Below are 21,986 nucleotides of genomic sequence, written 5' to 3'. Positions count from 1 at the left end.
GCACGCTAGCGATCGGGACGCTTACTTCCACAGACCGCACTGCGTTTCCGCCTTCGTGCCGAACGCTTGATCGCCCGGAATCGTCGCCTTCAACGTGTAGTAATCCCAAGGCTTCTTCGATTCGGCGGGCGTCTTCACTTGGAACAGATACATGTCGTGAAGCATCACGCCGTCGGGACGAATCGAACCCTTCGCGTAGAAGTCGTCGATCTTCTGGCTGTGCAATTGCGCCATGACCTTGTCGGGATCGGTCGAGCCGACCGCCTTCACGGCGTTCAGGTAATCCATCGTCGCCGAGTAATCGGCCGCTTGCAGACTGGAAGGCATCTTGCCCGTCTTCTTGAAGTACTTTTCGGCCCAGGCGCGCGACTTGTCGTTCTGATCCCAGTACCAGCTGTCGGTCAGCAACAGGCCCTGCGCCGTCTGCAAGCCGACGCTATGCACGTCGTCGATGAACATCAGCAGCGCCGCGATCTTCATCGACTTCGTGATGCCGAATTCCTTCGCCGCCTTCAGCGCGTTCACCGTGTCGCCGCCCGCATTGGCCAGGCCGAGCACTTGCGCCTTCGACGATTGCGCTTGCAACAAGAACGAGGAGAAGTCCGATGCCGACAGCGGATGCAGCGCGTTGCCGAGCACCTTGCCGCCGTTCGCGTCGACCACCTTGGCCGTGTTGTCCTCGAGCGATTTGCCGAACGCGTAATCGGCGGTCAAGAAGTACCAGTTCTTGAAGCCTTGCTTGACGATCGCCGAGCCGGTGCCGCGCGCGAGCGCCGTCGTGTCATAGGCGTAGTGGACCGTGTACGGCGTGCATTGCTTGTTCGTCAGCGCATCCGTGCCCGCGCCGATCGAGAAGTACGGACGCTTCTTGTCCTTGATGACGTCGTTCATCGCCAAGCCCGTCGCCGAATTCGTGCCGCCGACGAGCATGTCCAGGCCTTCCGTGTCGATCCACTTGCGCGCCGTGGAGGCGGCGATGTCGGCCTTGTTTTGGTGATCTTGCGTGATCAGCTTGATCGGCAACCCATTGACCTTGCCGCCGAAGTCGTCGATCGCCATTTGAATTGCGGTGGCGCCTCCCTTACCGTCGATGTCGGCGTAGAGGCCCGACATGTCGGTGATGAAGCCGATCGTGACTTGGCTTTCGGCCGCCGATGCATGCTGCGCGGCAACCGCGCAAGCGAGTGCCGAACCGGTAACTGCGAGAGTGCGAACAGCGCTTGCAAGCAACTTGGTCCTCATTGGTATCTCCTTCTTCGCTTATGGTTGTGCGTGCAACTATTTCGTCATGCGTCGGATGCGGCGCGCTCGCGAATGCGTGCACACCCAATACCGTTGTGTCCGAACATCAAACGCCCAGCAGGTCGTGAAGCACCGGCATTTTGCCTTCCAGTTCGCTCGCGACGAAATGCTCGACGATGCGTCCGTGCTCCATCACATAGAAGCGATCGGCGAGCGGCGCCGCGAAGCGGAAGTTTTGCTCGACCATCACGATCGTGTAGCCGCGCGCCTTCAGCGCGAGAATCATGCGCGCCAGCGCTTGGACAATGACGGGAGCGAGACCTTCCGATATTTCGTCGAGCAGCAAGAGGTTCGCCCCCGTGCGCAAAATCCGCGCGACGGCCAGCATCTGCTGCTCGCCGCCGGAGAGCCGCGTGCCTTGGCTCATCCGGCGTTCCTTCAAGTTCGGGAACATCTCGTAGATTTCGTCGAGCGACATCGCGTGGCTCGACGCGCCGACCATCGGCGGCAGCAGCAGATTTTCCTCGCACGAGAGGCTGGAGAAAATCGCGCGCTCTTCGGGGCAATAGCCTACGCCGCAGTGCGCGATCTTATGGGTCGACATCTGGATCGTCTCGCGCTCGCCGATGCGCACCGAGCCCGTGCGGCGGCCCGTTAGGCCCATGATCGCGCGCAGCGTCGTCGTTCGTCCCGCGCCGTTGCGCCCGAGCAAGGTCACCACTTCGCCGCGTCTGACCGTTAGATCGACGCCGTGCAAAATGTGCGATTCACCGTACCAGGCTTGCAGCTGCGAGATCGTCAATGCGGCCGGCGTGTCGGCCAGCGCCTCGCTCGTGCCGCTCACGGCAACGGTTTCCGGCTGCGTGTGATTCATCCGTGCGCCCCCGTCAACGCCGCGTCGGTGCTACCCATATAAGCCTGCATCACGAGCGGGTTCTTCGATACCTCGGCGTAGCTGCCTTCCGCAAGAACCTCGCCGCGCTGCAAGACGGTGATGGTGTCGGAGATACCCGCGATCACGTTCATGTTGTGCTCCACCATGAGGATCGTTCGGCCCGCCGACACCTTCTTGATCAACGCCGTCACGCGATCGACGTCTTCATGCCCCATGCCTTGCGTCGGTTCGTCGAGCAGCATGAGTTCCGGCTCCATCGCGAGCGTCGTGGCGATTTCGAGCGCGCGCTTGCGCCCGTATGACAGCTCGACCGTCAGCGTATCGGCGAAATCGGTCAACCCCACTTGAGCGAGCAACTCGTGCGCACGGTCGTCGAGACGATGCAACGTATTTGCACTGCGCCAGAAGTGATACGACGTGCCCAGGGCGCGCTGCAAGCCCACGCGCACATTTTGCAAAACGCTCAAATGAGGGAAAACAGCCGAAATCTGGAACGAGCGAATGATGCCGCGCCGCGCGATCTGAGCGGGACGCTCGCGCGTGATGTCGACATTGTTGAAGACGATCTGCCCTGCGCTCGGCTCGAGAAACTTCGTCAGCAAGTTGAAACAGGTCGTCTTACCCGCGCCGTTCGGACCGATCAACGCATGGATCGAGCCGCGGCGCACACGCAGGTTCACACCGTTCACGGCGGTAAAGCCCTTGAACTCTTTAGTCAGCCCGCGCGTTTCTAAAATCGTGTCGCCGAGAATCATGTCCCCTTCCATGCGAAGTGAGGCGAAACACTGCATGTCGCACGCGCATATCGTGCGCGTTGCATCCCTGGCGGTGTGCCCCGCGTAATCGGGACGGCCGCCTTTTATGGCATGGTGCATCAATGCGGAAAGCTCGGCCCCGCCCCATGCGGCATCGCGCATTGTCGCGCCATTGATGCAGCGCAATCATAGGGATTTGCACTAGTGCTTAATTGCGTAAGCAACAACCCGTACGCGTAGGTCACATAGCCGTCACGATCGGTGCGGTGCTGGCATCGCTCGCGGACGAAACGCGCGCACGACGATCGGCGCGAATCATGTCGCTCGCGCGCTCGGCGATCATCAACGTCGGCGAGTTCGTATTGCCCGAGGTGATGGTGGGCATCACTGACGCATCGACCACCCGCAGCCCGGTCACGCCCAACACGCGCAGCCGAGAATCGACGACGGCACCGGGATCGTCGGCCGTACCCATGCGACATGTGCCGACAGGATGGAAGATCGTCGTACCCACGGCACCCGCGGCCTGCACGAGTTCTTCCTCGGTCTGATAGCGCGTCCCCGGCAAGATTTCTTCGGGCGCATAGCGTGCCAGCGCCGGCGCTTGCACGATGCGGCGCGTGAGCCGCAGCGCGTTGGCCGCAACATGGCGATCGTAGTCGGTCGACAGATAGTTTGGCGCGATCATCGGTGGCACGAACGGATCCGGCGATTCGATATGGATGCTGCCGCGCGACGTCGGTCGCAATTGACAGGCCGATGCGGTGAACGCGTTGAAGCGGTGCAGCGGTTCGCCGAAGCGATCGAGCGAGAGCGGCTGCACGTGGTATTCGATGTCGGGGCGCGTAATCGACGCGTCGTCCTCCGACGACTTCGCAAATGCGCCCAATTGAGAAGGCGACATCGACATCGGACCGCTACGCCAGAGCGCGTATTGCATGCCGATGAGCAGTTTGCCCCACCAATGTGCCGTCATCGTATTGAGGGTACGCACGCCACGCACGCGATAGGCTGTGCGTAACTGAAGGTGGTCTTGCAGGTTCTCGCCCACCCCGCGTGCATCGTGAACGACCTCGATGCCGAGGCGCTGCAAGCGCGCTCCATTGCCGATACCCGACAGCTCGAGCAATTGCGGCGAATTGACGGCGCCGGAAGCCAGCACGACTTCGCAGCGGGCGCGTGCAACGAACTCGCGCGTGCCCGACGCACCCGCACGCCGGTAGGCAAGCCCCGTACAACGTTTCGCATCGAACGTCAGCCTTTGAGCTTGCGCACCGGTGACGACGCTTAGGTTCGGCCGTTCGAGCGCAGGGCGCAAGAATGCCTTCGATGCGTTCCAGCGCACGCCGCGTTTTTGATTGACGTCGAAGTATCCGACCCCGCTATTGTCGCCACGGTTGAAATCGTCGGTCGCGGCGATGCCCGATTGCTGTGCGGCCTCTCGAAAGGCTTCGAGCACCTGCCACTTCAGGCGCTGCTTTTCCACGCGCCAGGGACCGCCCGCGCCGTGCCAGGCGTCCGCACCGCCATGGTGGTCCTCGCTGCGCTTGAAGATCGGCAATACGGCGTCCCACGACCACGACGAGTCGCCGGTTACGCGCGCCCATTCGTCGTAATCCTCTCGTTGACCGCGCATGTAGATCATGCCGTTGATGGACGAGCTGCCGCCGAGCACTCGCCCGCGCGGATAGGCCAGCGACCGGCCGCCCAAGCCCGGCTCCTCGCGCGTGCGATACAGCCAATCGGTGCGCGGATTGCCGATGCAGTACAGATAGCCGACCGGTACGTGGATCCAATGGTAGTCGTCCTTGCCGCCCGCCTCGATCAGCAGCACGCTGACGTCCGCATCTTCGCTGAGGCGGTTCGCCAGCACGCAACCGGCCGTGCCGGCCCCGACGATCACATAGTCGAATTCGCCTTCGAAAATTGTTTCGCCCACCATGATGTGTCCCGTCTCGGATCGAATGAAATGAAAAAAGCGTTCGACCAAGCGTACTCGCCAATACGACCCAATATCCAATGAGTTCTCCTCAACTGCGATATAAGCCGCGCTAATATCGCAGTCATGGACCTCACTTTGTTGCGCGCTTTCGTGACGGTCGCGCGCTTGGGCAACCTCACCCGCGCCGCCGCACAACTGCATCTCACCCAACCGGCCGTGAGCCTGCAAATCAAGAACTTGCAGGAAGCGCTCGACGTCGCGCTGTTCGCGCGCGCCTCTCACGGATTAGTACTTACGCGCGACGGACAAGCGCTGCTGCCGCACGCCGAGCGAGCCCTTGCCGCGGCCGGCGACGTCGAGCGCGCCGCAGCGGCGCTGCGCCAGGAAGTGCGCGGAAGGCTACGCATCGGCTCCATCCTCGATCCGCAATTCCTGCGGCTCGGCGGGTTTCTCAAACAACTCGTCGAAACGTATCCTCAGATCGAACCGGCATTGCGCCATGGGATGTCGGGTTGGGTGGCGGAGCAAGTGCGTGCGCGCGAGCTCGACGTCGGGTACTACATCGGCCAGCCGGTCGACGACGGCATGCCCGATGGACTATTTCATGTTGCGACGCTGACGCGCTTTCAGTACCGCGTGCTCGCCCCGGCCGGCTGGAAGGAACGCGTGGGCGCTTCGCCCGATTGGCACGCGTTGGCGGCCATGCCGTGGATTTGGACGCCGCCCGCTTCCGCGCACAACCGGATGCTCACGCGAGTCTTCGCGCAGGCGGGTGCCGATCCGATCAAGGTGGCGGAGGTCGATCAAGAGACGTCGATGCTCGATCTCGTCAAATCGGGCATGGGACTCTCGCTCGCACGCGACGCCATTGCGATTGCGGAAGCGCATACGCATGCGCTGACGATCGTCGAAGGCGTCACCGTGCCGACCCAATTGACGTTCGTTTCATTGGCCGCCCGCATGGACGAACCTGCAATTGCATGCGCATTCAAACTGATCGAAGCGCAGTGGGCGATGTGAACCGATGCAATGTTGGCGGACACGGAGCGCCGCTTTTTGTTAGATTCCTTCTTACGCGCTCGCTGTTCACCGCGCGGGTTTTTCCTCCGATTTGCGCTTCCCGTTGTCCTTTACGTCACGCTGCTTGACCCGACCCATCGACGCGATCGGTCCGTTCGCTCAGGCCAGCGGCACTCGATCGGCTGCCCGCCGGCTGGCCGAGCGCCCCGGCTCATTTCACGTTTCGACAGGAGCTCGACATGGCACGCAACATTGAACTCAAAGCGCACGCCCGCGCATTCGACGAACTGCGCGAGCGCGCCGCCGCGCTCTCGGACGACGCGCCGCTCATCTTCCGTCAGCAAGATTTCTTCTACGACGTGCCGCGCGGCCGGTTGAAGCTGCGGCAATTCGATGACGGCACCCCGGCGGAACTGATCTTCTATCAGCGCGACGATCGCGACGGCCCGAAGGCGTCGTATTACTCGCGCAGCCCCGTGACGAATGCCGATGCCATGCATGCGTTGCTCGCGCAGGCGTTGACGATGCGCGGCATCGTCAGCAAAGAGCGCCACGTCTACTTGGCCGGGCGCACGCGGATTCACCTCGATCGCGTCGACGGGCTCGGCGATTTCGTCGAACTCGAGGTGGTGCTCGCGCCGGAAGACGACGAAGAGGACGGCGCGGCCGAGGCGCATGCCCTGTTCTCGACACTCGGCGTATCGCAGGCCGACCTCGTGCCCGTGGCCTACGTCGATCTACTCAACGAGAGCCTCGGCGCCCGCGCCGCCTGAGCTGCCGGACGGTGCGCCCAGGGGGCAACGGTTCAGGCGGGCGCCGCGCCCGGCGCAAGGTGATCGAGCGGTAACGGCCCGTTGCGCTTGAACGTCGTGAGCACGATGTTCGAGCGCACGCTGTCGACGCCGGGCACGCGCATCAGCTTTTTCATGACGAACGAAGACAGCGCGCTCAGATCGGGCGCGACGATGCGAAGCAGGTAGTCGGCATCGCCCACCACGGCATGACATTCGAGCACTTCGGGCAGTACGTCGATCTGCTGCTGAAACTGCTCGACGATCGAATCCCCATGATGTTTCAGCTTGAGGCTCGTGAACGCCATCACGCCGAGACCGAGCTTTTCCGGCCTCAGCACGACGCGATAGCCGTCGATCACGCCTAACGACTCCAGCCGTTGCAGGCGCCGCCCGATTTGCGAAGGCGAAAGCGGCACGCGTTCGCCGAGTTGCTGGTGCGTGGCGCGGCCGAAGCGTTGCAGTACCTCGAGCAGGGCCAAATCGAAGTGATCAAGGTCGAGCATGAAAGATTTCCGCACGAATATTGGTAAGCATGCGCGATTATCGCATATAGACCAAAAATATCACTGATTTTGCGCCCATTGCGCGTGAGGCCCGCACTACACTTGCATCGAAACAAACCACGATGCAGGTACAGTCATGTCCGCCACCGCCGAACTTACGGAAGAACACGAAATAGGCCTCGTCCCGCGTGACGACGGCACGTGCGATCAGCCGTTCGAGCGTTATACCGACACCGACCATACCGTCTGGGCCCATCTGTACGCTCGTCAAGCCGCGCTGCTCGAAGGTCGCGTTTGCCATGAATTTCTCGCCGGGCTAGCAAAGCTCGATTTGCCGAAGGACCGGGTACCGTCGTTCGCCGCGCTCAATCGTCGCCTACACGCCGCCACCGGTTTCGAAATCGTCGCCGTACCCGGCCTCGTACCCGATCGCGTGTTCTTCGAGCACCTCGCCAACCGGCGCTTTCCGGTGACCTGGTGGATGCGGCGGCCCGATCAGCTCGACTACCTGCAAGAGCCCGACTGTTTTCACGATCTGTTCGGCCACGTGCCGCTGCTGATCGATCCGGTCTTTGCCGATTACATGCAGGCATACGGCCGCGCTGCGCTGGCATTCGCGCACGATGCGAGCGCTCTGCCGCTATTAGCGCGGCTCTATTGGTACACCGTGGAATTCGGTTTGATGCGCGATGCGTCTGGGCGGGGTGGCGTGCGCATCTATGGAGCCGGCATCGTATCGAGCAAGGGCGAGACGCTCTACAGCTTGACGAGCGACAGTCCCAATCGGATCGGGTTCGCGCTCGAGCGCGTCTTACGCACGCGCTATCGGATCGATACGTATCAAAAAACGTATTTCGTCATCGACGACTTCCGGCAGCTCTTCGACATCGCGCAAGCCGACTTCGCCGCGCTGATCCGCGCCTATGCCGATGCTCCAGGATTGGCGGCGGCGGACGTGCAGCCCGGCGACATCGTCATCACGCGCGGAACCGGCGAAGGCTGGGCAAGCGAAGGCGACGTCTAAATGCGAACGGCACGCATGGCGTGCCGCTCTTGCGCCCGGTTACATCCGATTGCGTCCTATCGCGTCGCATTGCGCCCTCGCGCTCCCTCGTGTCCCCGCGGCGAGCGTCCCCACCCCACTTGTGAAAGAATGGCTCCACGGCATGGCGCGTTCGCGCGCGGCAAACGGGTCGATCCCCCGCCCCATGCCAACCATCAAAGGAGGTGTATCTCATGATCCACAAACTGACTTCGGAGGAACGCGCGACGCAACTATCGCAGTTGAGCGGCTGGCAAGCCGTCACGGGCCGCGACGCCATCCACCGGCAATTCAAATTCGCCGATTTCAACGAGGCTTTCGGATTCATGACGCGCGTCGCGATCAAGGCGCAGGAAATGAACCATCACCCGGAATGGTTCAACGTCTATCACACCGTGGACATCACGCTGACGACCCATGATGCGCAAGGCGTAACCGAGCGCGACATTGCGCTCGCGCACTTCATCGAAGATTGCGCAAAGCGGATGCGCGGCTAACGCCGTCCTTACACCGAGCTAACCTCGCCCGGCCCGCACGTATGCTTCCCATGCATCGCGTGCGGCCGCCTCGAGCCCGTCTGACGATACGGTGCCTCGACGCTGTACAATCATCAGCGCATACGGCTTGGACAGTGCACTGGCCTCCTTGCACAAGCTGAGCTCGTCGCCACTCGAAGGCGAGCGAGCACGCCAAAAGTTGATCGCGGCTTCCAGTTCGTTGATAGTGATCTCGGACATGTTCCTGATCGATTGGCGAGCGTTTGAGCTTGGCTTGCGGCGGCACGTTTTGCTGTGTGGCGAAGGCATTGCCGGTCGGCGTGCCACGAACGCGTAATCCATTGTACTTGAGTGAATTCCATGCGACTCCTTCTGATCGAAGACGACCGCCCTATCGCGCGCGGCATCCAAAGCAGCCTCGAACAAGCCGGGTTCACCGTCGACATGGTTCACGACGGTATCTTTGCTGAGCAGGCACTCACGCAAAACCGCCACGAACTGGTCATTCTCGATCTGGGCCTGCCCGGCATCGACGGCATGACGCTGCTATCGCGCTTTCGGCAGTCGAACCGTCACACGCCCGTGATCGTCCTCACGGCGCGCGACGAACTGAACGATCGCGTGCAAGGGCTCAACGCGGGCGCCGACGATTACATGCTCAAGCCGTTCGAGCCGGCCGAGCTCGAAGCGCGGATCCGCGCGGTCATGCGCCGCAGCGGCCCGCACAGCGACATTCCGCGCCCCGAAGTGTCGCTCGGCGGGGTGCGCCTGTCGGGCGTCGATCGCCGCATCTTCAACGACGATAAACCGCTCGAGCTTTCCCCGCGTGAATTCGCAGTGCTCGAAATGCTGCTGTTGCGCCATGGCCGTGTCGTCAGCAAAGCGCAATTGCAGGATCATTTGACGCACTTCGGCGGTGATCTCGGCGATACGGCCATCGAAGTCTATGTGCACCGGGTTCGCAAAAAGCTCGAAAACTGCCGCGTCGAAATCGTGACGGTGCGCGGTTTCGGCTATCTGTTGCAGGAAATCCGCCAAGCGTCGTGACATGAACGGGCCTGGTCCGCCGGCGCCTTGCCGGCCGGGCCGATGGCCGATCGCGCACCGCGTCCTCTCTTTCTCGTCCGAGACGATCCGCCACTATGCAGCACGCCGCCGCGACCAGCTTGCGCCGCTCGCTTTTGCGGCGGCTCGCCGCGCCGCTCTCGATGCTCGCCTTGATGAGCGGCCTCATTGCCTATTGGCTTGCTTGGCAATACACGCAGCACGTCATCGACCGCTCGTTGGCCGACCTCGCGACCGCCATTTCGAAGCAAGTTCAAATCGCCGGCCCGAATGCACGCTCGACGGTACCTCCGCTCGCGCAAGCGATGTTCTCGGATCCGACCGACCAGCTCATTTACCGCATTAGCGACGGCGAACACGAAATCGCCGGGCAAAAAACACTTCCCCTCTTCGGCACGCGTGTGCGCGAGCAGCGCGCAGCCTATGTCTTCGAAGCGCAATTCGAAGGCATGCACGTGCGGGTCGCTCAGGTGCGCGTACTGCAAGACGTCGGCAATCCGATCATCGTCGAAGTCGCCCAGCCGCTGCGCCATCGTTACCGAATCGCGGCCGAATTCCTCGTCGCGATCATGATGCCGCTGCTGCTGCTGCTCTTCGCGGGATGGGGGATCGTTTGGCGCGTCGTCAATCAGCAGCTCAATCCCTTGACCGCGTTGGCCGATTCGCTCAATCGGCAGACGCACACGTCGCTCGAACCGGTCGACGAAACCTTCGTGCCGATGGAGATACAGCCGTTGACGAGCGCCATGAACGCGCTCGTCGTACGGCTGAAGGCGGCCCTCGATGCACAGCGCAAATTCATTGCCGATGCGGCCCATCAGCTGCGCACGCCGCTAACGGCGGTGAAACTGCATGCCGAGCAGGCGGCAAACGCGCGCGATCCGAATCAAACGCTGGCCGCGGTGCACGAGTTGCGCGCCGCCGCCGATCGTGCGGTCCGGCTGTCGAATCAATTGTTGTCGCTTGCACGGGCGGAGCCCGGCGCGCAGGCGGCGCGTTTCACCGAACTCGACATTGCGGCACTCGCCTTCGAGACGGGAGCCGAGTGGGTGCCGCGCGCACTGGCTGCACACGTCGATCTCGGCTACCAGCGATTAGACGTTGCCACGCAAGACAAACCGCTCGTCGTACGCGGCAATCCCGTTCTCTTGCGCGAGGTCATCGCGAACTTGCTCGACAATGCGCTCAAGTACTTGCCGTCGGCGAGGCCGGACGGCAATGTCACCGTGACGGTTAGCGAAGCGAGCGACGAACACGGTGCGCGCTTTGCGGAAATCGCCGTCGAGGACAACGGTTCGGGGGTACCGGCCGGTTTGCAGGCCGATTTGTTCAAACGTTTTTTTCGCGGCGATCGCGGCGACGCAGCCGATCCAGGCGTGGAATCGGGGGCCGGGCTGGGCCTTGCGATCGTGCACGACATCATGAATCTGCACGGCGGCAGCGTGCGGTATGAAGACGCTGCGGGCGGCGGCGCGCGATTCGTTTTACGCGTCCCGCTCGCAATCGGCGTGCGTACAAGCCAGGATGCGGCAAAAACGGCGCACACCTGAAGTGCTGGCGGGCGCGCTTTAGCCCTTACCGTTCTTGCCGCGCTTGGGCGCGAGCATCGTCCCACGGCACTTGCGCGCGCCGCATCGGCAGGCGTATTCGTCTTTGAGCTTCTTGGTCTGACGCGCGTCGATCACGAGACCGTAGTCGTAAAACAGCTCCTCTTCGGCCCCGATATCGCGCAGCGCATGGATGAACACGCGGCCGTCGACTTCCTCCGCTTCGCAATTGGGCGCGCACGAATGGTTGATCCAGCGCGCGCTGTTGCCGTTCACCTTGCCGTCGATGACGCGGCCGTCCTCCAATGCGAAGTAGAACGTGTGATTCGGCTCGGCGGGATTGTGCGGGTGCCGTCGCAACGCTTCCTTCCACGAGATGCGCTCACCTTTGTATTCCAGCAGACGCTCACCCTCCTTCAGCGGCACGGCGGCAAATACACCCTTGCCATGCACGCCGGACTGGCGCACGACCAACTTGCGTGAACTCATCGATAAATCCTCAGAAAAACCGGGGTGCCGCCGGCAAGCGGCATTGCGTTTTCGATCGCGGGATGGAAAACGCGGCGCCGAAGGGGCGCCGCGCTAGGTCGTGACGTCGCCGACGTCACAAAGCGCCAATCGTACACGCGGACGGCAACTTCGTTCAACGTCGCGCGAACGAAATTGCATTCTTTTTACGCGTTGTTTGCGGCAATCGCGTCCAGCCACTCGCCGAACGTATCGTGCGCTGCGCGCTCAAGCGTCGGACCGAAGCGCTCGGTATCCGAACGCAACTGCATCGGATCGATCCCCGGCGTCGCCGCTATCTCGTTCGCATGGCCGATTAGCCAGCGCTCGAAACGATCGCTGCGGATTTCGGGGTGACACTGAAACGCCAAGACATTCGAGCCCCAAGCGAAGGCTTGGTTTTCGCAAGCGTCCGTCGAGGCGAGTCGCACGGCACCCGGCGGTAAATCGAAGGTATCGCCGTGCCAATGGAGCATCGAGGTGCGCGAACCGTCGAGGTGGCGCACGGGCGATTGACGTCCGGCCTCGGTCAGCGTGAGCGGCGACCAGCCGATCTCTTTATGCTCCGCCGCGTACACGTTTGCGCCGAGCACGCGCGCGATCAACTGCGCCCCGAGGCAGATGCCAAGCGTCGGCCGGCCGGCGGCGATTCGCTTTTCGAGCAAGGCCAGCAGCGGTTTCAATGTCGGATACGACAGATCGTCGAAAGCGGCGATCGGACCACCGAGCACCACCATCAGCGCCGGCCCCTCGGGCTTCGGCGCTTCGACCCGTGCAAGCCCCACATCGAGATAACGGACCGACCACGCGCGCTCCCCGAGCACGAGTTCGAGCGTACCGAGATCCTCGAAATGCACATGGCGGACGGCGAGCGCTTCGCGATTCATCGACCCTCACGGAGAACATGGATTGCCCGGCGACGCGCACCGGCATCTCATTCGTTAGGCAGGAATATAAACACGGTACGCCCGGCGAGCGGGCATGACGTTCGCCCCGGCTAGGCGGCGTTTTGCGCGAAGATCTTCCAGGTTTTCTTTTGCGCCAGCGAGTCGGCCTCCTCGTGAACCGGGCAATCGAGCCGCAAGTCTGCATCGCCGATCGCGATCTCGAGCGCCGCGCACCGATGCGCGACCTTCTTCGGATTCTTGCTGGCTTCGAAATGCTTGCACGTGACGCACATGCGGTGCGTGGGAATGTCGCCTTGGACTTCAAGCTGGCGAATCATCTTGATCATCGTGCGATAGAAGACAGCCTGCTCCTCATTGCGTAACGTGCCGATGGCTTCCGCCAAAAAATCGGGCCACTGCTGAGCGCGCTTGGCCGCCGTGCGGCCGCGCGCGGTGAGCTTGACCGCGAGCGCCCGGCCGTCCTCGGTGGTGCGTCGCTTTTCGATGAGCCCCTTCGCTTCGAGCGTGCTGACCGCATCGCTCGTCGTGGCGGCTGTGAGCGCCGTCTCGCGAGCGATCTCCCCGAGCCGCAAAGGATTCTTGCGCTGCATAAGCAACACGAGGATCTCACCCTGCGTAGGCGTAAGCCCTGCGCTTTCAGCCCATTCCCACGCTTGGCTGCGCATCGCCGTGCTTAAGCGTAGCAAGCTGTGGGTCACGCGCCCGGTAGCCTGCTCTCCGTATACACCTTCGCTCATAGTCTTTGTTCGCTATTTCGCAATTGACAGCATGCCGCTGCTGATTCGGTTGCCTGCTCGCGCCTTTTACCTCGCGGCGCCCCGGCAGCCCCGTGGGACGGCTCGCTTCGTGCTCGAGCGTGCCGATTTTACTATTCCGAAAGCGCCCGGCCCTCTCGAATGCTATTGCGCCCTTCCCCTGGGCGACGGCGACGAGCCGGCATCAGCGCATTTGTTTTACATCGATGTCGCGTCACGGGTGTGACTTTCGACCCGACAGACGCGCCATTTTAAGCGACGAGGAAAAATAGTACAGCTAAGTTATTCAGTGGTCGTTGTGGATAAGCCCTGTATAACAACTCGGACCGATTGTGCGGCATTTCTGGATAACATCGGACCAAATTGAAATGCCGCTTGAGTTGCCCCGACCTCATGCCAGTTCCACACGCGAGAACCACTTGGTTGTGATTTCTCCAGGTGGTTGAAGCGTCAACGAAAAATCGAGTTTTCCACAGACGCTTCCACCCCTTGTTAACTACTACTACATATGTATACGTGTAAACGTAAACAAACTAAACCCCACGCCATCGCAAGCACTGCTGACGAACCGCTTCGTGCAACGACTTCTCTTTTGCAACGACGCCGCGTAGCCAAGTTGCATCGTTGACTTGCCCTTGTGCGATACCGGCAATTTCGCGCAATGCAGCGGAAGAATGAAGCGCTTCGCCATGCGGCTCGATCACGCGAAGCGTCTCGAGGATATCCTCGAAAATTGGTCGGCGTTCCCCGGTCTGCGGATTGATGCAGGTCCCCCCGAGTCCGAACCGGCACGCCTCGAAGCGGTTGAACGTGTAGACGAGGTAGTCGTCTTCCTTCGGCACGAACGGCCGATCGACGAGTAAATGACGCGCTAACGTTTGGATGTAGCAGGCGATTGCCGCGGCCCGATCCACCGAGAGCGGCGTATCCATCACCCGGACTTCGATCGTGCCGAAGCCCGGCTTCGGACGAATGTCCCAGTAGAAATCTTTCATGCTGTTGACGACGCCGGTCGCGACCATCTTCGAGAAGTATTCCTCGAAGCCCGACCAGGTCAGCACGAACGGGGCACGTCCCGACAACGGAAAAGCGAAGACCGAGTTGAGCCGTGCCGAATGAAAACCGGTGTCCACACCCTGCACATAGGGCGAGGACGCCGACAACGCGATGAAATGCGGAATGAATCGCGACATGGCGTGCAGCAGAAAGAGCGCGCTGTCCGGGTCGGGACAGCCGATGTGCACGTGTTGGCCGAAGACGGTGAATTGCTTCGCTAGGTAGCCGTAGAGCTCCGAAAGGTATTGAAAGCGCGGTGCATCGAAGATCTGCCGCTCGCTCCATTGCTGGAATGCGTGCGTGCCGCCGCCGGCGAGACCGACGTTCAACTGATCGGCGGCCGCAACGAGCGTATCGCGCAATGTGCGCAATTGCGAAAGCGCTTCCTCGTGCGAATTGCAGATACCCGTCGACAGTTCGATCATGCTCTCGGTGATCTCGGGCGTGATGTTGCCGGGCACCTTTTGGTCTTTGACGAGCCGCATGAGGTCGGAGGCGGCCTTCGTCAGGTCGTAATCGTGCGTATTGACGACCTGGATCTCGAGCTCGACGCCGAACGTGAACGGTTTTGAATTGATGAACGGTTCAAGTGCCATGATGTTTTCCTAAGACTGGCCCACTTTGGCGGTCCATCCGGGCCGGGGCCCGGAGGGCTTGCGAGCGGATTTCAAGCGCGCCGCTCGCCGACAAGCGCGAGAGAACGGTAGACGAGCCAAGGCCCGACGAGCTGCAACACGACGATCGAACACATCACGACCGCGCGTAGCGTGGGATCGAAATTCGGGTACAGCGCATAGGTGTCGTCGACGAGCAGGTACGCGAGCGCCGACATCGGCGAGAGCGACAGCCCGAGCGCCACACCCTGCTTCCAGCCTATGCCGCTCGGTTTCGCGAACGCGAGCACGCCGACGAGTTTGGCAACGAAGCGCGCCACGATCAGCAAGAGCGCGGCGAGCCCGCCGAGGGCGATGTCGTGCCATTCGAAGGCCGACAACGTGAGGACGAACAAGATCACGGTCAGCAACCAGCCCGCCGTCCCGAAATGTTCGGGCCACAGTTGGGGCTTCGGTTCGAGGTTCTTCACGATGATGCCGGCTGCCAACAGACTCAGGATCGTCGAAAGGTTGAACAGATGGGCGATCGCGATCGCCAGCAGGACAAGGCCGAACAAGGCGACGAACGAATGCTCGTCCTGCACTTGCATGAAGCGATAAAAGAACATGCAGGCCTTGGCGAGCAGATAGGCAAGCACGAGCGAGCCTATGAGCAGATACAACGGCTGAACGATCGCCGCGAAAACGTTGCCGTAGACCTCCTGGTGCAGCCAGCCGGAGGCGATTTTCTCGATCACGACGGCATACATGCTGTTGAGCGCGGTGAGCGTCAGCAAACGCTGTGTGACTTGCCCTTCCGCGCGCAGTTCGGTCTTCAGTTGAATCACCATGGCCGGCGAGGTCGACATGGCGATGGCCGCGATCACGGTTGCGACGGCGCCGCCGACATGGGCGAACAGCAACGCCACGAGGACGAGCACGAAGGTGAGCGAGGCCTCCGCCAGGCTCGATGCCACGAGCCAGGGGTTGCGGCGTATCCAGCGTAGATCCAAGCGGCCGCCGAGCTCGAACAAGAGCAGCCCCAGGGCGACGTCGAGCAACAGGCGCAAGGTACCGCCGAAGCCCGCGTCGATGGTGCCGAAGCCGGCCGTGCTCGCGATGAGTCCGATGACGGCATAGCCCGAGATCCGAGGCAGACGCCAGGCCCGATAGCAAAGCTCGCCCAGTAGACCGGCAATAAGCAAGGCCAGCCCGGCCCAAAAGACGGCATCGGGCACGAAAGGCCAATGCGGGAGGAAGGAAAACGCCGATTTCATCTGATAGCTGCTCCTTTACGGATAGGCCGTGCAAGGCAGTCACCCTGCTTGCGGCTCATTCTCGTGGCTTGCTTGCCCGGTTTCGCGGCGAGATGCCGCAACGCGGACGGAAACGGTGATTGCCGACGGAACGGCGAGTGCCGACCGTGGCGACGACGAAACGCGCCGGTATCGATGCGTGACGCCGAGCGCTCAGGCAGAGCGCGGCGCGTGCCCGGCGCGACGGAATAAGAGGCGGTGTTTGCGCCGGCCGGCTCACGCCGGCCACAACGCCGTCACTGCCTCCGTAGGCGCGGCTCACCAGCGGTGCGCCGCCATGCAACTTGTGCAAGAGGAAGACCGATTGTGCCATAGCTTGCTTACAACTCGCAGGATTCCTCGTTCATTTGCACGCATCTCGGTATAAACGACATGCAATTTCGCATTGCGGGGAAAAAATGGCCGATTTCCGCTTGCGTTTGGCTTGCCTGTCTGGATACGACCAGACAAAAAAGAGCCCGCGCTGCGGTTCGCCGGTGCTTGGACAGTTCCTGCTCCGGGGCGTGCGCGGTTAGATAGGGTTTACTGTTTACGTATGTATACGTAGTAGCAGTTAACAAAGGGTGGCCAAGTCTGTGGACAAGCCTTGTTTACATCGATGGATCAATAACTTAGAGAACGCATAACCGCATGCGCTGCATGTGTGGGGCGAGCGGCTTTCGAGGCATAACTTTTGGCGATTTTGCTCGAGACTCGAGTTGTCCCGAATGCGTCCACATCGGCCTCACATGAATTTCACCGTCGATTCACGGGTTTATCCACATGTGCCGGTGGATAACATGGCGTAATAGACCGGAGGCCTGGCTGCTCCGGCAGTGAGCTAAGCTCGGTCGAGTTCGCCCAGGCGCAACGAACGCTGTAGTTGGCGGGCGGGATCCAGTGCTTCGGCCAGATCGCGTTCGAGCGGCCATGGCTCGCCTTCGAGTTGCGAGGCGACGAGTTCTGCGCCCAGCGAGGCCCACACCAGCCCCCGCGAGCCGAAAGCGAAGCTGCCGTAAAGGCCTGGGGCACGCGGTAGATCGAGCGGCCAGGCGCCGCGCAACGAAGTCGCCCGGCTGGCGCTCGCGAGTTCGTCGGCGAGCGGGCCGATCATCGGCAAGCGGTCGCTCGTCACGCAGCGAAAAGCGACGCGGCCCGTTAGCGTCGCCGGGTCGACGGCTTGCGCTGCGGTGAAGCCCGGCAGCAGAAGGGCAAGTCTTTCGAGATTTTCGGCGTGGCTTTCGATCCGCAGATCGCGGCCCTCATCGTCGAGGTCGTAGCTAGCGCCCGTCAGCAGGCCATCGATGAGGGGAATGGCGTAGCCGTCCCCGATCAGGGGTACGCGCAGCGCCGGGGAGGCGCTGGGGGCAAGTCGCGTCAATTGGCCGCGCACGATGCGCGTCTGGCCGTAGCGCAGGCCGGCCAGGCGTGCCGCGTCGCGCGCATTGGCGAAGATGACGACGGGTGCACGTGCAATCGGCTCGTCGTTCGCATCGAAGAGTGTCCAGGCATCGCCGTCGCGTTCGATTCGGTGCGCCTCGGTGCCCGTACGCCATGCGATCGCATCGCCCGCTTGCGCGCAAAGCGCCGTACATAAAGCGGCCGGATCGAGCGCCCCTCCCTCGGGGTAGAACCATCCCGCGCGTGCCACGTCGACGCCTGCCACCGCGCGCGCTTGGCTCGCCGATACCGGTTGAACGAGCGCACGCGGATAGCCGAGCGCTTCAATGGCTTCGGTCAGCGCTTGTGCCTCGTTTTCATCCTCTGCGATTTGCAGTAGACCTTCTCGCGTGCGCGCGAAGCCGTGTCCGGCAAGCTCGAGCTCGCGCCACAGACCGAGCGTGTAGAGGAAGCCGGCGCGCGTGATTTTCGACGCGACGCTGTCGTCGCGCGAAAGCAAGGGGTGAAAGACGCCGGCCGGATTGCCCGACGCTTCGGCGCCGGGGCGCATGTGACGCTCTACGATCGTGATTCGCCAGCCGCGCGCCGCAAGCCTTTCGGCCAGCGCGCAGCCCGCAATGCCCGCGCCGACGACGATCGCATGGCGCTCGCCTACCGAGAAGGGCATCGGCGGTTCATGGCGCCGCACGCGCCAACGTGGCATGAAGCGGCCGACGAGCATCGTGCGCTTGCCCGTGAAGCCCTGCGCCTTCTCGCATTCGAATCCGGCATCGACCAAGCCGCGTCGTACCTCACCGGCCGAGCTATAGGTCGCGAGCGTCGCGCCTTCGCCTGCTATTCGAGCGAGTGCCTTGAAGACGGGCGGCGACCATAGATCGGGATTCTTCGCCGGCGAAAAACCGTCGAGGTAAAACGCATCCGCGCGTAACCAAAGCTTCGGCAACAACTCGAGCGCGTCGCCGAAAGCAATCGTCAACGTCACGCGACCGTCTTCGAACGCCAACCGGTGGACGCCCGGCGTCAGCATTGGCCAGGCCTGCGTCAATTGCGCGGCTAAAGCGGCGAGCGTTGCGTCCGCAACGATGCGTGCATGAAGCGCTTTGAGATCGGCGGCGCTGAACGGATGTTTTTCGATCGATACGAACGCAAGCCGTTCGCACCGATTCGGATCGGCGCGCCATGCTGCCCAGGTGGCCAAAAAGTTGCCGCCGATCCCAAATCCGGTCTCGGCGATCGTGAACAGCCGCCGGGTGCGCCAACGCTCCGGTAAGCCGTTTCCGCGCAGAAAAACGTGTTCGGCTTGGGCGAAAGCACCCGCGGCGCTGTGGTAGATGTCGTCGTACGTGGGAGAAAACGGCGTACCGTCGTCGCGAAAAGCCAAAATGGCGGGAATTAGCTTGGAACTCATCGGGAAACCGAAAACGAAAGGAGGCCCGCGGGGCCGAGCTAAGGGGCTACCCTAACCCACTCTTGCGCAAACAGCGCCAATTGGCCGCAAACCCATACTGGGCGGGGGTTTGCGAGCGTTGGCAAAATCCAACGACAAACGGCCGAAACGTCGCGAAGCCCTTGGCAGCAAGGGTTCGCGAGTATGACAATGCTCAAACCCAGCGCCGACAAGGCTCTTCCGCGCTAAATTCTTTGGGAGCCTTGCCGTTATTGGGTTTGCGCTGAGCTATCATAGCAAGCGCCGCAAGGCCGTAGGCCAGGGGTTCAGCGCGACCGAGCGGCGCACGCTTCGCCACAGCTACTCGACGGCACAGCTTGCGTACGTATAATTCGGCGCGTTTTGCGCTGTCCGTGTCACTTCAATCTGATAAAGAGGAACGTTAATGAACAAACAGGAACTGATCGACGCCGTCGCAGGTCAGACGGGCGCCAGCAAGGCTCAAACCGGCGAAACGCTCGACACGCTGCTCGAAGTGATCAAGAAGGCAGTGTCCAAGGGCGACGCGGTACAGCTCATCGGCTTCGGCAGCTTCGGCTCCGGCAAGCGCGCAGCGCGCACGGGCCGCAACCCCAAGACGGGCGAGACCATCAAGATCCCGGCAGCCAAGACCGTGAAGTTCACGGCAGGCAAGGCGTTCAAGGATGCCGTCAACAAGCGCTAAGCTCGCGGCCCGAAGCGGCCCGGCTTGACGTTTGGCGACACCCGCCCAGGGCGGGTTTTTTTTCGTCCGGCGCGTCTGGGGCGTTGCGCCCCGGACGCGGTTCGACGTGCCTTAGTGCACGATTTGACCTTCGTCGTCGCCTTCGTGGTCGTGGTCGTCCATATCCCACGCGGGGAACGGATCGGACATGCTCGCCCAGCCCTGCGGGCCGAGCGCGTATTCCTCATCGGTCAACAGACAGGCATCGAATTTGGCGCGCCAGCTCTCGGCATCGAGCCCGATCCCGATCAGCACCAGTTCCTGACGGCGATCGCCGATCGTCGCATCATCAAGCGCCCCGTACCAATCGGCCGCGATTTCCGCGGCCAGTTCGTCGTCTTCCGGCCATTCGTCGCGCGGTTGGGCGGCCCACCACATCCCAGCCGGACCATGGCGGCAGACGCCGCCCGCTTGAGAAAGCGATCCCGCCACCTCGTTGCGCGTGGCAAGCCAGAAAAAGCCCTTGCTGCGTAGTACGCCCTGCCATTGCTCGTGCAGCAACGCCCAAAGCCGTTCGGGGTGGAACGGCCGGCGTGCTCGGTAGACGAAGCTGCCGATGCCGTACTGATCGGCCTCGCTGACATGCGAATGGGCGGTATGCGCATGACCGTGTTCATGATCATGTTCGTGGTCATGATCGTGCTGATGTTCGAGCGAAGCGAGCCAGCCCGGTGCGCTCGCCGCCGCCTCGAAATCGAAGCGCTTCGTATCGATGACTTCGCTCGGCGATACTTCGCCGAACCGGCTTACGACTTGGATCGCGCGCGGATTGAGCCGGGCTAGGATCCGCTCGAGCCGCGTGAGCGCTTGTTCGTCGACGAGGTCGGCCTTGTTGACGACGAGCACGTCGCAAAACTCGATCTGTTCGATCAGCAGCTCGACGATCGTTCGGTCGTCTTCGTCGCTGGCGGCGAGGCCGCGTTCCGCGAGTGCGTCGGCCGAAGCGTAGTCGCGCAAGAAATTGAAAGCGTCGACGACGGTGACCATCGTGTCGAGCCGGGCGACGTCGGCCAGCGTGCGGCCCTCGTCGTCGGTGAATGCGAACGTCTCGGCGATCGGCATCGGCTCGGCAATGCCCGTCGATTCGATCAAGATGGCGTCGAAGCGTCCGTCGCTTGCGAGCTTGCGTACTTCGGCGAGCAGGTCGTCGCGCAGCGTGCAGCAGATGCAGCCGTTCGACAGCTCGACGAGACGCTCTTCGACGTGCGAAAGCGAGGCCGCGTCCTTAACCAGCGACGCGTCGATGTTTACGGCCGCCAGATCGTTGACGATGACGGCGACGCGCAGACCGGCGCGGTTAGCGAGAATGTGATTGAGCAGTGTGGTCTTGCCCGCTCCGAGAAAGCCGGAGAGCACGGTGACGGGCACAGGCGGATGGTTCATTGCAGTCGACATCGGGTGGGGCGATGGCGCGAGGCGCCGCCGCATAAAGGGCGTAGGGAGCATTGTGCACCAAACGCCGGCAACCCACCCCAGGCGCAGTGTCGCGACGTGGTTTCGCGCGTGTGGCGCCGGCGGCTAACGCTGCGCTTGCAGCAGCTTCCACTGCGAAAGGATGTCGATGATTTGATGGGCGTAGCGATCGCGCAGCGACGGCGTTTCGGAGTGATACGCGCCGACGGCCGCCCAACTATTGCCGTACTTGTTCATTTTTTGCCGCAGGTGCCAAGCCGCGATATAGACGCTTTTGCAAGGCTCCATCAGCGTATCGGAGGAAATCCCGTACTGGGCGAGCTTCGGCAGATGGATCGAATTGATCTGCATGAGTCCGTAATCGGTCGAGCCGTTGGCGTTCTTGTGCAGGGCGTCCGGATGGTTGTGCGACTCTTGCCAGGCGATCGCGCGCAGGATCAGCGGGTTCACCTTTTGATAACGTGCCGCTTCGTCGAAGCAGTCCGCGCGTGCGTTTGCCGACGCAAGCGAGGTAAGCCAGACCGCTAAGATCAGAACTGTCCGTTTCATGGTTCGAGTGCCTTCGACAGATGACTTTTTTATTTGCGGCGCGTCCAACGCCCCGGC

Annotated in this window: 21 protein-coding genes; 7 read left to right on the top strand and 14 right to left on the bottom strand. The window is 62.2% G+C overall.

All coding sequences use genetic code 11. The features are described from left to right. Positions 1-21: 21 nt before the first annotated feature. The 4 genes from AB1286_RS11540 to AB1286_RS11525 all read right to left on the bottom strand — a co-directional run bounded on the left by AB1286_RS11540 (position 22) and on the right by AB1286_RS11525 (position 4,834). Entirely contained in the window at positions 22-1,242 is a 1,221-nt protein-coding gene (locus tag AB1286_RS11540) for an ABC transporter substrate-binding protein (protein WP_430363411.1), read from the bottom strand. A gap of 106 nt (positions 1,243-1,348) precedes the next feature. Continuing rightward, positions 1,349-2,116 (bottom strand): ABC transporter ATP-binding protein, encoded by a 768-nt coding sequence (locus AB1286_RS11535; protein ID WP_430363410.1) that lies wholly within the window; start codon positions 2,114-2,116, stop codon positions 1,349-1,351. Next, positions 2,113-2,892, bottom strand: coding sequence for an ABC transporter ATP-binding protein (locus AB1286_RS11530; RefSeq protein WP_430363409.1), 780 nt, complete (start codon positions 2,890-2,892; stop codon positions 2,113-2,115). Before AB1286_RS11530 ends, AB1286_RS11535 begins: the two co-directional genes overlap by 4 nt. A 241-nt stretch (positions 2,893-3,133) precedes the next feature. After that, entirely contained in the window at positions 3,134-4,834 is a 1,701-nt protein-coding gene (locus AB1286_RS11525; RefSeq protein ID WP_430365042.1) for a GMC family oxidoreductase, read from the bottom strand. 123 nt (positions 4,835-4,957) lie between these two features. Between AB1286_RS11525 and AB1286_RS11520 the strand changes: the two genes are divergently transcribed. Beyond that, entirely contained in the window at positions 4,958-5,854 is an 897-nt protein-coding gene (locus tag AB1286_RS11520) for a LysR family transcriptional regulator (RefSeq protein WP_430363408.1), read from the top strand. A gap of 239 nt (positions 5,855-6,093) precedes the next feature. Next, positions 6,094-6,627: a class IV adenylate cyclase gene (locus AB1286_RS11515; protein ID WP_430363407.1), complete on the top strand. Its 534-nt coding sequence runs from the start codon at positions 6,094-6,096 to the stop codon at positions 6,625-6,627. 32 nt (positions 6,628-6,659) lie between these two features. Here the strand turns inward: AB1286_RS11515 and AB1286_RS11510 are convergent, their stop codons facing one another. After that, positions 6,660-7,151 (bottom strand): Lrp/AsnC family transcriptional regulator, encoded by a 492-nt coding sequence (locus AB1286_RS11510; RefSeq protein ID WP_430363406.1) that lies wholly within the window; start codon positions 7,149-7,151, stop codon positions 6,660-6,662. A gap of 136 nt (positions 7,152-7,287) precedes the next feature. Between AB1286_RS11510 and phhA the strand changes: the two genes are divergently transcribed. Both phhA and AB1286_RS11500 read left to right on the top strand, forming a co-directional pair. Continuing rightward, positions 7,288-8,175, top strand: coding sequence for a phenylalanine 4-monooxygenase (gene phhA, locus AB1286_RS11505; protein WP_430363405.1), 888 nt, complete (start codon positions 7,288-7,290; stop codon positions 8,173-8,175). A 212-nt stretch (positions 8,176-8,387) separates the two neighbouring features. After that, positions 8,388-8,690: a 4a-hydroxytetrahydrobiopterin dehydratase gene (locus AB1286_RS11500; RefSeq protein ID WP_430363404.1), complete on the top strand. Its 303-nt coding sequence runs from the start codon at positions 8,388-8,390 to the stop codon at positions 8,688-8,690. A gap of 18 nt (positions 8,691-8,708) precedes the next feature. Here the strand turns inward: AB1286_RS11500 and AB1286_RS11495 are convergent, their stop codons facing one another. Continuing rightward, complete coding sequence (locus AB1286_RS11495; RefSeq protein WP_102644268.1) at positions 8,709-8,930, bottom strand: DUF3717 domain-containing protein; 222 nt, start codon at positions 8,928-8,930, stop codon at positions 8,709-8,711. A gap of 120 nt (positions 8,931-9,050) precedes the next feature. On the opposite strand from AB1286_RS11495, the gene AB1286_RS11490 reads away from it, so the two are divergent. Both AB1286_RS11490 and AB1286_RS11485 read left to right on the top strand, forming a co-directional pair. Beyond that, the gene (locus AB1286_RS11490; RefSeq protein ID WP_115534258.1) at positions 9,051-9,737 is read left to right on the top strand and encodes a response regulator transcription factor; all 687 of its coding nucleotides are present in this window, start codon (positions 9,051-9,053) and stop codon (positions 9,735-9,737) included. Positions 9,738-9,832: 95 nt separating this feature from the next. Then, positions 9,833-11,305, top strand: a complete 1,473-nt coding sequence (locus tag AB1286_RS11485; RefSeq protein ID WP_430363403.1) for a sensor histidine kinase N-terminal domain-containing protein — start codon at positions 9,833-9,835, stop codon at positions 11,303-11,305. An 18-nt stretch (positions 11,306-11,323) separates the two neighbouring features. Here the strand turns inward: AB1286_RS11485 and AB1286_RS11480 are convergent, their stop codons facing one another. From AB1286_RS11480 to mnmC, 6 genes are all read right to left on the bottom strand, one after another. After that, the gene (locus AB1286_RS11480; protein WP_430363402.1) at positions 11,324-11,791 is read right to left on the bottom strand and encodes an SET domain-containing protein; all 468 of its coding nucleotides are present in this window, start codon (positions 11,789-11,791) and stop codon (positions 11,324-11,326) included. 185 nt (positions 11,792-11,976) lie between these two features. After that, positions 11,977-12,696, bottom strand: coding sequence for a glutamine amidotransferase (locus AB1286_RS11475; RefSeq protein WP_430363401.1), 720 nt, complete (start codon positions 12,694-12,696; stop codon positions 11,977-11,979). Positions 12,697-12,806: 110 nt separating this feature from the next. Continuing rightward, positions 12,807-13,454 (bottom strand): MarR family winged helix-turn-helix transcriptional regulator, encoded by a 648-nt coding sequence (locus AB1286_RS11470; RefSeq protein ID WP_430363400.1) that lies wholly within the window; start codon positions 13,452-13,454, stop codon positions 12,807-12,809. 551 nt (positions 13,455-14,005) lie between these two features. Then, positions 14,006-15,124, bottom strand: coding sequence for a YbdK family carboxylate-amine ligase (locus tag AB1286_RS11465; protein WP_430363399.1), 1,119 nt, complete (start codon positions 15,122-15,124; stop codon positions 14,006-14,008). A gap of 71 nt (positions 15,125-15,195) precedes the next feature. Further along, complete coding sequence (locus AB1286_RS11460) at positions 15,196-16,398, bottom strand: cation:proton antiporter (RefSeq protein ID WP_430363398.1); 1,203 nt, start codon at positions 16,396-16,398, stop codon at positions 15,196-15,198. An 859-nt stretch (positions 16,399-17,257) separates the two neighbouring features. Beyond that, the gene (mnmC, locus tag AB1286_RS11455) at positions 17,258-19,225 is read right to left on the bottom strand and encodes a bifunctional tRNA (5-methylaminomethyl-2-thiouridine)(34)-methyltransferase MnmD/FAD-dependent 5-carboxymethylaminomethyl-2-thiouridine(34) oxidoreductase MnmC (protein WP_430363397.1); all 1,968 of its coding nucleotides are present in this window, start codon (positions 19,223-19,225) and stop codon (positions 17,258-17,260) included. A gap of 424 nt (positions 19,226-19,649) precedes the next feature. On the opposite strand from mnmC, the gene AB1286_RS11450 reads away from it, so the two are divergent. Further along, positions 19,650-19,928, top strand: a complete 279-nt coding sequence (locus AB1286_RS11450) for an HU family DNA-binding protein (protein WP_074262967.1) — start codon at positions 19,650-19,652, stop codon at positions 19,926-19,928. A 111-nt stretch (positions 19,929-20,039) separates the two neighbouring features. On the opposite strand, the gene AB1286_RS11445 is transcribed toward AB1286_RS11450, so the two are convergent. Further along, positions 20,040-21,350, bottom strand: a complete 1,311-nt coding sequence (locus tag AB1286_RS11445; RefSeq protein WP_430363396.1) for a GTP-binding protein — start codon at positions 21,348-21,350, stop codon at positions 20,040-20,042. 135 nt (positions 21,351-21,485) lie between these two features. Then, positions 21,486-21,929 carry a lytic transglycosylase domain-containing protein gene (locus AB1286_RS11440; RefSeq protein WP_430363395.1) on the bottom strand — a complete coding sequence of 148 codons (444 nt, stop codon included), beginning with the start codon at positions 21,927-21,929 and terminating at the stop codon, positions 21,486-21,488. Positions 21,930-21,986 lie beyond the last annotated feature (57 nt).

The organism is Trinickia sp. NRRL B-1857, assembly GCF_050470685.1.
Lineage (GTDB): Bacteria > Pseudomonadota > Gammaproteobacteria > Burkholderiales > Burkholderiaceae > Trinickia.
The sequence above is the reverse complement of the archived record's forward strand: the minus strand, read 5'-3'. Positions and strand labels throughout refer to the sequence as shown.

What these genes read in the sequence shown, in the direction of transcription:
- AB1286_RS11525 (WP_430365042.1), bottom strand. Translation starts at nt 4,834, where the DNA reads ATGGTGGGCGAAACAATTTTCGAAGGCGAATTCGACTATGTGATCGTC.
- AB1286_RS11480 (WP_430363402.1), bottom strand. Translation starts at nt 11,791, where the DNA reads ATGAGTTCACGCAAGTTGGTCGTGCGCCAGTCCGGCGTGCATGGCAAG.
- AB1286_RS11440 (WP_430363395.1), bottom strand. Translation starts at nt 21,929, where the DNA reads ATGAAACGGACAGTTCTGATCTTAGCGGTCTGGCTTACCTCGCTTGCG.
- AB1286_RS11540 (WP_430363411.1), bottom strand. Translation starts at nt 1,242, where the DNA reads ATGAGGACCAAGTTGCTTGCAAGCGCTGTTCGCACTCTCGCAGTTACC.
- AB1286_RS11450 (WP_074262967.1), top strand. Translation starts at nt 19,650, where the DNA reads ATGAACAAACAGGAACTGATCGACGCCGTCGCAGGTCAGACGGGCGCC.
- AB1286_RS11470 (WP_430363400.1), bottom strand. Translation starts at nt 13,454, where the DNA reads ATGAGCGAAGGTGTATACGGAGAGCAGGCTACCGGGCGCGTGACCCAC.
- AB1286_RS11530 (WP_430363409.1), bottom strand. Translation starts at nt 2,892, where the DNA reads ATGATTCTCGGCGACACGATTTTAGAAACGCGCGGGCTGACTAAAGAG.
- AB1286_RS11515 (WP_430363407.1), top strand. Translation starts at nt 6,094, where the DNA reads ATGGCACGCAACATTGAACTCAAAGCGCACGCCCGCGCATTCGACGAA.
- AB1286_RS11445 (WP_430363396.1), bottom strand. Translation starts at nt 21,350, where the DNA reads ATGAACCATCCGCCTGTGCCCGTCACCGTGCTCTCCGGCTTTCTCGGA.
- mnmC (WP_430363397.1), bottom strand. Translation starts at nt 19,225, where the DNA reads ATGAGTTCCAAGCTAATTCCCGCCATTTTGGCTTTTCGCGACGACGGT.
- AB1286_RS11495 (WP_102644268.1), bottom strand. Translation starts at nt 8,930, where the DNA reads ATGTCCGAGATCACTATCAACGAACTGGAAGCCGCGATCAACTTTTGG.
- AB1286_RS11460 (WP_430363398.1), bottom strand. Translation starts at nt 16,398, where the DNA reads ATGAAATCGGCGTTTTCCTTCCTCCCGCATTGGCCTTTCGTGCCCGAT.
- AB1286_RS11490 (WP_115534258.1), top strand. Translation starts at nt 9,051, where the DNA reads ATGCGACTCCTTCTGATCGAAGACGACCGCCCTATCGCGCGCGGCATC.
- AB1286_RS11510 (WP_430363406.1), bottom strand. Translation starts at nt 7,151, where the DNA reads ATGCTCGACCTTGATCACTTCGATTTGGCCCTGCTCGAGGTACTGCAA.
- AB1286_RS11520 (WP_430363408.1), top strand. Translation starts at nt 4,958, where the DNA reads ATGGACCTCACTTTGTTGCGCGCTTTCGTGACGGTCGCGCGCTTGGGC.
- AB1286_RS11535 (WP_430363410.1), bottom strand. Translation starts at nt 2,116, where the DNA reads ATGAATCACACGCAGCCGGAAACCGTTGCCGTGAGCGGCACGAGCGAG.
- AB1286_RS11485 (WP_430363403.1), top strand. Translation starts at nt 9,833, where the DNA reads ATGCAGCACGCCGCCGCGACCAGCTTGCGCCGCTCGCTTTTGCGGCGG.
- phhA (WP_430363405.1), top strand. Translation starts at nt 7,288, where the DNA reads ATGTCCGCCACCGCCGAACTTACGGAAGAACACGAAATAGGCCTCGTC.
- AB1286_RS11500 (WP_430363404.1), top strand. Translation starts at nt 8,388, where the DNA reads ATGATCCACAAACTGACTTCGGAGGAACGCGCGACGCAACTATCGCAG.
- AB1286_RS11475 (WP_430363401.1), bottom strand. Translation starts at nt 12,696, where the DNA reads ATGAATCGCGAAGCGCTCGCCGTCCGCCATGTGCATTTCGAGGATCTC.
- AB1286_RS11465 (WP_430363399.1), bottom strand. Translation starts at nt 15,124, where the DNA reads ATGGCACTTGAACCGTTCATCAATTCAAAACCGTTCACGTTCGGCGTC.